The 8,466-nt window shown below is 73.5% G+C and carries 9 protein-coding genes; 4 read left to right on the top strand and 5 right to left on the bottom strand.

Annotation, left to right across the window (positions count from 1 at the left end; genetic code table 11):
• The coding region (locus ACIQAK_RS18205) for a hypothetical protein (RefSeq protein WP_366389370.1) at positions 1–196 on the bottom strand (196 nt) is incomplete at its 3' end.
• Here ACIQAK_RS18205 and ACIQAK_RS18200 point away from each other — a divergent pair.
• A complete protein-coding gene (locus tag ACIQAK_RS18200; RefSeq protein WP_366389371.1) occupies positions 195–1,493 on the top strand; it encodes a DUF6986 family protein in 1,299 nt (432 codons plus the stop codon). The genes ACIQAK_RS18205 and ACIQAK_RS18200 overlap by 2 nt on opposite strands.
• Positions 1,494–1,597: 104 nt before the next feature.
• Here the strand turns inward: ACIQAK_RS18200 and ACIQAK_RS18195 are convergent, their stop codons facing one another.
• Positions 1,598–2,146: a CGNR zinc finger domain-containing protein gene (locus ACIQAK_RS18195; RefSeq protein ID WP_366389372.1), complete on the bottom strand. Its 549-nt coding sequence runs from the start codon at positions 2,144–2,146 to the stop codon at positions 1,598–1,600.
• A 93-nt stretch (positions 2,147–2,239) separates the two neighbouring features.
• Between ACIQAK_RS18195 and ACIQAK_RS18190 the strand changes: the two genes are divergently transcribed.
• Complete coding sequence (locus tag ACIQAK_RS18190) at positions 2,240–3,064, top strand: alpha/beta hydrolase (protein WP_366389373.1); 825 nt, start codon at positions 2,240–2,242, stop codon at positions 3,062–3,064.
• A 6-nt stretch (positions 3,065–3,070) separates the two neighbouring features.
• Here the strand turns inward: ACIQAK_RS18190 and ACIQAK_RS18185 are convergent, their stop codons facing one another.
• Positions 3,071–4,099: a LacI family DNA-binding transcriptional regulator gene (locus ACIQAK_RS18185; protein WP_366389374.1), complete on the bottom strand. Its 1,029-nt coding sequence runs from the start codon at positions 4,097–4,099 to the stop codon at positions 3,071–3,073.
• A gap of 227 nt (positions 4,100–4,326) precedes the next feature.
• On the opposite strand from ACIQAK_RS18185, the gene ACIQAK_RS18180 reads away from it, so the two are divergent.
• Positions 4,327–5,256 carry an ROK family protein gene (locus tag ACIQAK_RS18180; RefSeq protein WP_366389375.1) on the top strand — a complete coding sequence of 310 codons (930 nt, stop codon included), beginning with the start codon at positions 4,327–4,329 and terminating at the stop codon, positions 5,254–5,256.
• A 68-nt stretch (positions 5,257–5,324) separates the two neighbouring features.
• Here ACIQAK_RS18180 and ACIQAK_RS18175 read toward each other — a convergent pair whose 3' ends face one another.
• Positions 5,325–5,528 carry a hypothetical protein gene (locus tag ACIQAK_RS18175; protein WP_366389636.1) on the bottom strand — a complete coding sequence of 68 codons (204 nt, stop codon included), beginning with the start codon at positions 5,526–5,528 and terminating at the stop codon, positions 5,325–5,327.
• Between the two features lie 201 nt (positions 5,529–5,729).
• Here ACIQAK_RS18175 and ACIQAK_RS18170 point away from each other — a divergent pair, with 201 nt between their 5' ends.
• Positions 5,730–6,767 carry an NUDIX domain-containing protein gene (locus ACIQAK_RS18170; RefSeq protein WP_366389376.1) on the top strand — a complete coding sequence of 346 codons (1,038 nt, stop codon included), beginning with the start codon at positions 5,730–5,732 and terminating at the stop codon, positions 6,765–6,767.
• Between the two features lie 206 nt (positions 6,768–6,973).
• On the opposite strand, the gene ACIQAK_RS18165 is transcribed toward ACIQAK_RS18170, so the two are convergent.
• Positions 6,974–8,338: a dipeptidase gene (locus ACIQAK_RS18165; RefSeq protein ID WP_366389377.1), complete on the bottom strand. Its 1,365-nt coding sequence runs from the start codon at positions 8,336–8,338 to the stop codon at positions 6,974–6,976.
• Between the last annotated feature and the right edge of the window lie 128 nt (positions 8,339–8,466).

Here is an 8,466-nt window from a genome sequence, read left to right as displayed (position 1 = left end):
AGCTCACCGAGGAGATCAACACCCGCAAGGGCTGAACCCCGGCAACACCCCACCTGGGCCGCACGGTGCACCCCACCGCGCGGCCCAGCGGCGTTCCAGGCCACCATTGACGCAGGTCGGGCAGGCTTATAACTTCACTATACGGATTGTTGATTCCGGGAAGCGGAAACAGCGAAAGTGTGGAGGGTACGGTCATGGGTCAGCAGGAGAAGGTGGCAACGAGCCTCGCCGGCACGGTCAGCGAGGAGATCAGCGCCTCCCTCACGGCGGTCGACGCGGAGCTGGCCCGCCGCTACCCCGGGGACCCCGGCACCCGTCAGCCCGTGCACACCGTCTACGTACCCGGGGACGTCTTCGAGGCCGGCACCCTCCGCTCCTGGGGCGATCAGGCGCTGGCCGCCCTCGACGAGCACGCCCCCGACGCCTCTTCGTTCGCCGCCGTCCTCGGCATCCCCGAGGAGCTGGCCGGCCCCGTCCACGACCGCGTCCGCGCGAAGCTGGAGCGCGAGCCCGTCGAGGACCTGCGCATCGACTTCGAGGACGGCTACGGCCCCCGCCCGGACGCCGAGGAGGACGAGGCCGCGGCCCGCGCCGCCCGGCTGGTCTCCGAGGCGTACGCGAACGGCACCGCGGCCCCGTACATGGGCATCCGGATGAAGTGCATGGAATCCGGTGTACGCGACCGGGGGATCCGCACCACCGACGTCTTCCTCACCGGCCTGATGGAGGCGGGCGGGCTCCCCGACGGGCTCGTGCTGACCCTGCCGAAGGTGACGTACCCCCAGCAGGTCACCGCCTTCGTCCAGCTCCTGGAAGCCTTCGAGAAGGCCCACGGCCTGGACGCGGGGCGCATCGGCTTCGAGATCCAGATCGAGACCAGCCAGTCCATCCTCGCCGCCGACGGGACCGCCGCCGTCGCCCGCATGATCGACGCCGCCCAGGGCCGGGCGACCGGCCTGCACTACGGCACCTTCGACTACAGCGCCTGCGTCGGGGTCAGCGCCGCCTATCAGGCCAGTGACCACCCGGCCGCCGACCACGCCAAGGCCGTCATGCAGGTCGCCGCCGCGGGCACCGGCGTACGGGTCTCCGACGGTTCGACCAACGTCCTGCCCGTCGGCCCGACCCCTCAGGTCCACGAGGCCTGGCGGCTCCACCACGGCCTCACCCGCCGCGCTCTGGCCCGCGCCTACTACCAGGGCTGGGACATGCACCCCGGCCACCTGCCGACGCGCTACGCGGCCGTCTACACCTTCTACCGCGAAGGCCTGGAACCGGCCGCCGCACGGCTCGCCGCATACGTCGCCAAGGCGGGCGGTGACGTCATGGACGAGCCCGCCACCGCCAAGGCGCTCAGCGGCTACCTGCTGCGCGGCATCGACTGCGGCGCGCTGGACACCGCCGAGGTCGCCCGGCTGACCGGCCTGACCCGCGCCGACCTGGACGCGTTCGCCTCGCCGCGCCGGGGCGACCTGACCGTCACCGCTCCGTAGCGGGACCGTCACGGGGGCCAGGTGTCCACCCCGGCCCCCCCCGGGACGTGCCACCGGGGGCCGGGAACGCGGCGCCTCCGCAGGGCCCCGGTGCTTCTCGGCCCTCAGGTGTCCCGGCGGGTGGCACCCCCCGTACGGGCCCGGTAGGCCCGCATCTTGTGCCGGGCGCCGCACACGTCCATGTCGCACCACAGGCCGTTCGACGAGGGCGCCCGGTCGTAGAAGACCCAACGGCACTCCGGCGCCGCGCAGGCCTTGAGCCGGGCCGCGTGACGCCCGGTCAGGCCGTCCCGCAGCAGGGATTCGAGCACGATGCGGACGATCCGCGCCACCGGCTCGTCGCCGGCCGGGCGCAGGGCGAGGGTGCCGTCCGGGCGCACGGTCGGGGCGCCCGCCACGGAGTGGATCAGCCGGTTGAGGGCGTCGAGCGCCTCGGGTGAGGTCCGCTCGACGAGGAAGGCCCGCACGGTCTCCCGCGCCTCGGTGAGCGCCGCCAGGCCGCCCGGCCCGACCGCTTCCGGACAGCCGTGCGCACGCAGCCATGCGCCCGCCGTCTCCGGCCGGGCGAGCTCGTCCTCGTGATGGAGAAGGGTCGCCGTGTTGCAGAACGCCTCGACCGGTTCGAGCTCCGCGGGTGCCGGGTTCCGTCGCATGATCCCCACTGTAGCAACGTTACCGCCAAAGGCGCGTCTCTGGTAACGTCGGAACTCCGGCAGGGTTCCGCATCCGACATCAGGAGGCATGCCATGAACGGCTTTCCGACCAGGACCTTCGAGACCCCGGGCGGGACGGTCCGCTGGGACGTGCTGGGGGAGGGCGACCCGGTCGTCCTGCTCCACGGCACCCCGTTCTCCTCCCTCGTCTGGCGCGAGATCGCCCCGGCGCTCGCCCAGGACCACCAGGTCTTCCTCTTCGACCTGCTCGGCTTCGGGCGGTCGGAGCAGCGTGCGGGGCAGGATCTCCGGCTGGAGGCGCAGACACGGGTGTTCACCGGCCTCCTGGACCACTGGGGGCTGGAGCGCCCGCGGGTGATCGCCCACGACATCGGCGGCGCCGTGGCACTGCGGGCGCTGCTGCTCGAAGGCGCTCGGTACGCCGATCTCACCCTGGTCGACGCGGTGTCCTGCGGTGACTGGGGGACCGGCCTGTTCCGGCTCGTCCGCGAGAACGCGCGCGTCTTCGAGCAGCTGCCCGTCTACGCCCACGAGGCGCTGGTCGAGAGCCACCTGCGCTTCGCCAGCGCCTCCGGCTACCGGCCGGACACCCTCGCCGCCCATCTCGACCCGTGGCGCGGTGAACAGGGCAGGGCGGCGTACTACCGCCAGTACGGGCAGCTCGAACAGGCGGCCACCGACGAGTTCCAGCATCTGCTGGGGTCGGTGCCGGTGCCGACCCGGATCATCTGGGGGCGTGAGGACGGGTTCCTGCCGCCGCCCTTCGCCGAGCGGTTGCACGCGCTGATCCCGCACTCCGAGCTGCACTGGGTGGAGGGGGCGGGCCACGCGATCCAGGAGGACGCGCCCGCGCGGCTCCTGGCGCTGCTCACCCGGGAGTTCGGTGCGGGAGCCTGACGGGTCTCAGGCGGGCGGCAGTTCGCCCGAACCGCGCGGGATGAGCGTGGTCGGCAACTCCACCCGGGCCGGGGCGTGGTCGGCGCCGTCGAGCCGGCGGAAGAGGTGCTCGGCGGCGGTCCTGCCGACGGCCGCCGCGTCCTGCGAGATGACGGTGATGCCGAGCAGATCGGCCAGCTCGATGTCGTCGAACCCCACCAGCGCCACCGGCCGCCGCCGCTCCGCGATCACCCGGACCGCCGTCACCGTCACCCGGTTGTTCCCCGCGAACAGCGCGGTGACGGGCTCGGGCCCGCCGAGCATCGCCTCGGCGGCCGCCCGGACCCGGCCGGGGTCGGTCGAACCGAGCGAGACCCAGGAGTCCTCGACGGTGATCCCCGCGTCCGTCATGGCCGCGTGGTAGCCGCGCAGCCGCTCGGTGGCGGTGTGGATGCGGGGCTGGTCGCCGATGAAGCCGATCCGGCGGTGGCCGTGCGCGATCAGGTGGGCCACGCCCTCCCGGGAGCCGCCGAAGCTGTCGGAGAGCACCATGTCCGCGTCGACCCGGCCCGGCGGGCGGTCCACGAAGACCGTGGCGATGCCCGCCTTGATCTCCGGCTCCAGATACCGGTGGTCATCGCCCGCCGGGATCACGATCAGGCCGTCCACCCGACGGGCGCACAGGGCCAGGACGAGCTCCTGCTCACGCTCGGGGTCCTCGGCGCTGGAACCGTTGATGAGCAGGGCCCCGTGCGCGCGGGCCACCTCCTCCACGGCGCGGCTCAGCGGACCGTAGAAGGGGTCGGCCAGGTCCTCCAGGACCAGGCCGATGGAGGCCGTACGCCCCTTGCGCAGCACCCGGGCGCTGTCGTTGCGGCGGAAGCCCAGCGCGTCGATCGCCTCCTGCACGCGCCGCTCGGTGTCGGGCGTGACGCCGGGCTCGCTGTTCACCACCCGGGAGACCGTCTTGAGGCCCACTCCGGCGCGGGCCGCCACGTCCTTCATGGTCGGCCGGTTGCCGTAACGGGTCTCGGAATGACGGGTGGTCCGGTCCACGATGCGCTGTCCTGTTCGTCGGATACGGGCGGGGCGGGCGGGTGGCGGTCGGCGATTCGGGCGGCATACGGGCACCTCGGGGCGGCCCGCGGAGCCTGTCACGGGACAAACGGAAGCCGTGGCGTCGAGCATAGGCCCTGGACAACGTTGTCAAGGCCGGAGAGACTGTGCAGACTGTTGACTGAACCCGCAGGTCCCGCCTTCACTCATCCGGAGAAGCCACACCGATGCATACCGACCTCGTCGCCGCGCTCGACATCGGCGGCACCAAGATCGCCGGCGCGCTGGTCGACGGCGACGGAAACCTCCTCGTACGGGCGCAGCGGCCGACGCCCGCCCAGGAGGGTGCCGAGGCGGTGATGGGCGCCGTGGACGAGGTGCTCGGCGAGCTGACGGCCTCACCGCTGTGGGACCGCGCGGGCACCGCCGGAATCGGCAGCGCGGGACCGGTCGACGCGGGCGCGGGCACGGTCAGCCCGGTCAACGTCCCCGGCTGGCGGGACTTCCCGCTGGTGGAGCGGGTGCAGAAGACGATCGGCGGGCTGCCCGTGGCCCTGGTCGGCGACGGGGTCGCCATGACGGCGGCGGAGCACTGGCTCGGGGCGGCGCGCGGCTACGACAACGCGCTCTGCCTCGTCGTGTCGACAGGCGTCGGCGGCGGCCTGGTCCTCGGTGGCACCCTGCACCCCGGCCCCTCCGGCAACGCCGGGCACATCGGCCACATCAGCGTCGACCTGGACGGCGACCCGTGCCCCTGCGGTGCGCGCGGCTGCGTCGAACGCATCGCCAGCGGCCCGAACATCGCCCGCCGCGCCCGGGAGGGCGGCTGGCACCCCGGCCCGGACGGCGACACCACGGCCGCCGCGGTGGCCGCCGCCGCGCGCGCCGGCGACCCGGTCGCCATCGCCTCCTACGAGCGGGCGGCTCAGGCGCTCGCGGCCGGGATCGCCGCCACCGCCACCCTGGTCGAGATCGACATCGCGGTGATCGGCGGGGGAGTGGCGGGCGCCGGCGAGGTGCTCTTCGCCCCGCTGCGCCGCAGCCTGCGCGACTACGCCACGCTCTCGTTCGTCCGGGGGCTCACGGTCGCGCCCGCCGTGATGGGCACCGACGCGGGGCTGGTCGGCGCGGCGGCCGCGGCGATCGCGCTGCGGTAGGCGGGGGCGCCAAGGTCCGTGGGGGGCCGCTTCCGCCGGGGGCACCCTGCGGGAGGCCTGACGGCCCCTCAGTGCCCCGCGTCCGCCGACTGCTGGGGGACGACCACCAGGAAGACGTCCAGGTCCAGATTCATCACGACCTCCGCCGCCAGCCCCTCGCCGCGGCGCGCGGCCGCGAACTCCTCGGCCGCCCAGCTGCCGCGGGGATCTCCTGCCGGAAACTGTTCGAGAATTGTCCGCCGCACGGCGCACCCCCAGTTGTCCTGTGCCACCGGCCCATGCCGTGGGTCCGGCGAATCCTGCTCAACGAGCCCGGCCCGTCGTCGTTACGGGTGCCCCGAAACCCCGCTTCGTACCGTCGGGTCCCCTCAATCGGTCCGGATGCCCCCATCCCGGCAACGCCGTCGCCGTGGTGGGGTTTCCGCGGCAGGGTGTTGCGGGCAAGCCACAGGGGGCTACGAAGAGGGGGAACCGTGATCGTCTGGATCAACGGCGCGTTCGGCGCGGGCAAGACCAGCGTCGCGGGCGAACTGATCGATCTGATCCCGAACAGCACCTTGTACGACCCGGAGCTCACCGGGGCGGGACTGCGTGGCCTGCTGCCCCAGAAGAAGCTGGCCGAGGTGGGCGACTTCCAGGACCTGAGGATCTGGCGCCGGCTGGTGGTGGACACGGCGGCCGCGCTGCTGGCCGAGGCACCCGGGGTGCTGGTGGTGCCGATGACCCTGCTGAGACAGGAGTACCGGGACGAGATGTTCGGCGGGCTCGCCTCCCGGCGCATCCCGGTCCGGCATGTACTCCTCTCACCTGAGGAAACGATCCTGCGGAGCCGGATCGCCGGCCGGGTGGAGCACCCCGGCGACCGCGAGCAGAGCGAGCGGGTCAACCGGTGGGCGTACGACCACATCGGCCCCTACCGGGACGCGCTCGGCTGGATCACCCAGGACGCCCATGTCGTCGACAACGGCGCCCTCACCCCGCGCGAGACCGCCGAGCGGATCGCCGAGGCCGTCCGCACCGGAGCCGCCGGCCCGTGCGAGATCGTCCAGAGCCCCGAGCCGACCGGCGCTACCGTCGCGGCGGGAGTGCTGCTCTTCGACGAACGGGAACGGGTGCTCCTCGTCGACCCCACGTACAAGCCCGGCTGGGAGTTCCCCGGCGGGGTCGTGGAGGAGGGCGAGGCTCCGGCACAGGCGGGGATACGGGAGGTGGCCGAGGAGATAGGGATCCGGCTCGACCGGGTCCCGACGCTGCTCCTCGTCGACTGGGAGTCGCCCGCCCCGCCCGGCTACGGCGGGCTGCGCTTCCTCTTCGACGGCGGGCTGCTGCGGTCCGAGGACGCCGACCGCCTCCTGCTGCCCGGCTCCGAACTGCGCGGCTGGCGCTTCGTCACGGAGCAGGAGGCGGCGGCGATGCTGCCCCCCACCCGCTACGAACGACTGCGCTGGGCCCTGCGGGCGCGGGAGCGGTCCACGGTGCTCAACCTGGAGGCGGGCGTCCCGGTGGGCTGAGCGGCGGCCTGCGGCACCCCGGACCACCGGCACCTCCAGCGGATGGGCGGGGATCTCCGCGCCGTGGCGGTCCGCCCGCTCCCGCGCGGCGCCGTAGTGGCCTGCATGGCCGTGCGTGCGGACGATGCGGCCGAGGGCGTGGCGGGCAGCGTGAACGCCCCCGCCGGTGTTCCCGCAGGAAGGCCGGCGGGGGCGTCGAGAGGTCCTCAGGCCTTCCTGGATTCCGCGTAGTTGCGCAGGAACAGCGCCTCGGCCACCGACATCCGCTCCAGCTCCTCGGGCGAGACGCTCTCGTTCACCGCGTGGATCTGCGCCTCGGGCTCGCTCAGACCGATCAGCAGGATCTCCGCCCGCGGGTAGAGCGAGGCCAGCGTGTCGCAGAGCGGGATCGAGCCGCCCATGCCGGAGGACTGCATCTCCTGGCCCGGGTAGGCCTCGCGCATCGCGCCCGCCATCGCCGTGTACGCCGGGCTGGAGGTGTCGGCGCGGAACGGCTGGCCCTGGCCGATCTGCTCCACCGAGACCCGCGCGCCCCCCGGGGCGCGCGTCTCCAGGTGCGCGGTGAGCAGCTTCGTCGCCTGGACGGCATCGTGGCCGGGCGGCACCCGCAGGCTGATCTGTGCTCGCGCGCTCGCCTGCACGGACGGGGTGGCGCCGACGACCGGCGGGCAGTCGATGCCGATGACGGTGACGGCGGGGCGCGCCCAGATCCGGTCCGCGACCGTACCGGTACCGACCAGCTCGACGCCGTCGAGCACCTTGGCGTCCTGCCGGAACTCCGCCTCCGGGTACTGCAGCCCGTCCCAGTCGGCGTCCCCGGTCAGACCGTCGACCGTCGTCGTCCCCCTCGCGTCGCGCAGCGAGGCCAGCAACTGGATCATCGCGGCCAGCGCGTCGGGGGCGGCCCCGCCGAACTGCCCCGAGTGCAGGTTCCCTTCAAGGGTGTCGAGCTGCACCCGCAGCATCGTCATCCCGCGCAGCGTCGCCGTGACCGTCGGCAGCCCGGCCCGGAAGTTGCCGGTGTCGCCGATGACGATCGTGTCGGCCGCCAGCAGCTCCGGGTGCGCCTCCGCGTACCGCTCCAGACCGCCCGTGCCCCGCTCCTCGGAACCCTCGGCGATCACCTTCACCGAGACCGGGACGCCGCCGTCGGCCTTGAGGGCGCGCAGTGCGAGCAGGTGCATGATGAAGCCGCCCTTGCAGTCCGCCGCGCCCCGCCCGTACCAGCGCCCGTCGCGCTCGGTCAGCTCGAACGGCGGGGAGAGCCACGCCGACTCGTCCAGCGGCGGCTGCACGTCGTAGTGGGCGTAGAGCAGTACGGTCGGAGCACCGGCCGGGCCGGGCAGGAAACCGTAGACCGACTGGGTGCCGTCGGGGGTGTCGAGCAGAGCGACGTCCGTGAAGTCCTCGGCGCGCAGCGCGTCCGCGACCCAGTTCGCCGCGGCCTCGCACTCGCTCTTCGGGAACACCGCCGGGTCCGCGACCGACCGGAACGCGACCAGCTCGGCGAGCTCCGCCCGCGCACGGGGCATCAGCGAGGCGACGGTCTCGGAAATCGGGCGGGCGGTCATGGGCACGCTCCTCGTGGGTGCGACGTTATGGGGAGGGCGCGGTGTGTACGCGCCGGTCCGCGACACCGTGGGTGCGGTGCCGCATGCAGGAGAGAATCATGGCCGATCCTCCCACAGGGGGGTTCGGC

This window comes from Streptomyces sp. NPDC088706 (assembly GCF_044752765.1).
Classification (GTDB): Bacteria; Actinomycetota; Actinomycetes; order Streptomycetales; family Streptomycetaceae; genus Streptomyces.
Note: the sequence above shows the minus strand (reverse complement) of the source record. Positions and strands in the feature narration are given on the sequence as shown.